The sequence below is a fragment of the Alcanivorax hongdengensis A-11-3 genome (assembly GCF_000300995.1).
In the GTDB taxonomy this organism is placed as follows: Bacteria; Pseudomonadota; Gammaproteobacteria; order Pseudomonadales; family Alcanivoracaceae; genus Alcanivorax; species Alcanivorax hongdengensis.
This window is the reverse complement of record NZ_AMRJ01000082.1, coordinates 1-906: the sequence shown is the minus strand read 5'-3', so window position 1 is coordinate 906 and position 906 is coordinate 1. Positions and strand designations below refer to the sequence as shown.

The 906-nt window shown below is 54.5% G+C and carries 1 pseudogene; it reads right to left on the bottom strand.

Annotated features, from left to right (window positions below):
• Positions 1–838 (bottom strand): annotated as a pseudogene (locus A11A3_RS17625) (IS3 family transposase); the annotation flags it as partial.
• Between the last annotated feature and the right edge of the window lie 68 nt (positions 839–906).

The following is a 906-nucleotide window of genomic DNA, read 5'->3' as shown; positions in this document are numbered from 1 at the left end:
TGACCGCGTTGCTCCCAGGCATGTTCCAACGCCTTCACCACCAGATCTGCATCCGGGCTGCTGGAGATCGCCCAGCCAACAACCCGTCGTGCATAGAGATCCAGAACAACAGCCAGATAACTCCAGCACTGCCCCGTCCAGATATAGGTGATATCTCCGCACCACACCTGATTCGGGGTTGCCATCGTAAACTCTCGATCCAGATGGTTCGGTATATCTGGCCGCTCTACTGTCGCCTGCTTGTAAGCATGAGGCCCAGGCTGCTTACAGATCAGCCCGAGTTCACGCATAAGACTGCGTACCTTGAAGCGACCAACTTCCTCCCCTTGCTCATTGAGGAGCCCTTGTATCGTACGGCTTCCCGCCGAGCTGCGACTCTGATTGAACAAGCGGTTCACTTTGGCTTTCAAGGCCACACGCTCCGCATCGATACGACGGCTCCGCTTACGGTGTTCGTAGTAACAGGAACGATGCACATTAAACGCTGAACAGACCAATTCCACAGGCTCTTGCTCACTTAATTGGTCAATCAGCGCGTACGATTCCAGTCGTCCGACATCAAGAGAGCAGTAGCCTTTTTTAGAATGTTCTTCTCCCGTTCCAGGCGCTCACACCGAGCCTCAAGCTCCTGTATTCGGCGCTGTTCCGGGGTAAGAGCCTTGCCTTTGGGGGTAACACCTTGGCGTTCAGCCTCAAGCTGCTTAACCCAGCGCCGCAGCGCGCTCTCGACTACACCAAGCGATGTGCTGGCTTGGGGAACGGTGTAGCCTTGGTCCAGCACCAAGCTGGCGGCTTCCTGCTTGAATTCAGGTGTAAAGGATCGTCGTTTTCTGGTCATATGACACCTCGCTTAAGGTGGTGATTTTACCACCCTACGTTGGTGTCCGGATTCATTAGACCACTACA